Annotated in this window: 2 protein-coding genes; both read left to right on the plus strand. The window is 48.3% G+C overall.

Annotated features, from left to right (window positions below):
• The coding region (locus tag GTGU_RS07360) for a DUF1482 family protein (RefSeq protein WP_051857313.1) at positions 1 to 193 on the plus strand (193 nt) is incomplete at its 5' end.
• Between the two features lie 10 nt (positions 194 to 203).
• Positions 204 to 476: a hypothetical protein gene (locus tag GTGU_RS07365; protein WP_021241758.1), complete on the plus strand. Its 273-nt coding sequence runs from the start codon at positions 204 to 206 to the stop codon at positions 474 to 476.
• The last annotated feature ends 239 nt before the right edge of the window (positions 477 to 715 follow it).

The following is a 715-nucleotide window of genomic DNA, read 5'->3' on the forward strand; positions in this document are numbered from 1 at the left end:
AGCCCTGTACGCATTAGTGCTGACCATCACCATGACGAACGGTGATTATCAGGACGCTGTTGTCGGTATTTTCGACAACCAGCAGCAATGTGAAGCGGCAGCGAGTGAGCAAATGGGCGTCACTAACTGCTATCCAGTCGAAGGCATCATTCACGCTGACGAAACGCCAGCAGGATATGACGCGAAATTTTGAGGGATAAGGGATGTGCAACTGCATTAATGAGGTCGGTGCTCAAATCGAAGCGCGGCTTAAAGAGAAGGTTCCGGAAGGTGCTGAAGTAAGCGAAAGCACTTTTGATACCGGTTGGGATAATCAGGTTCTTTCTCTTTCCGAAGGCAAACTGTTTGTGATGCTGAAATACAAACTGGCGTACCGGGCCAAAAAGAAAAACGGCGAAATGGCTAAAAACCTAAACCGCCTGGAAACCAACGTAAAAATGAGTTTCTGCCCGTTCTGCGGCGAATCGCAGGGCTGACACCACCAGCAAAACCGAATTTAACCGAATGGTCGGCTATTAAAGCGACAGGATTGTTACACCAAAAATTTAAGGATCAGCAATGTTCGACTTAATTAAGCACCTCGTTAAAAACGATATTCAGCACACTGTTTCCGATAACGGGAATATTACCGTCACCCACAATCTGGATCTAGAAGATGTTAGCGGCGTCGACGCCTTGCCGGACAATCTCACCGTCGGCGGCTACCTCGACCTGC

Source organism: Trabulsiella guamensis ATCC 49490 (assembly GCF_000734965.1).
GTDB classification, from domain to species: domain Bacteria; phylum Pseudomonadota; class Gammaproteobacteria; order Enterobacterales; family Enterobacteriaceae; genus Trabulsiella; species Trabulsiella guamensis.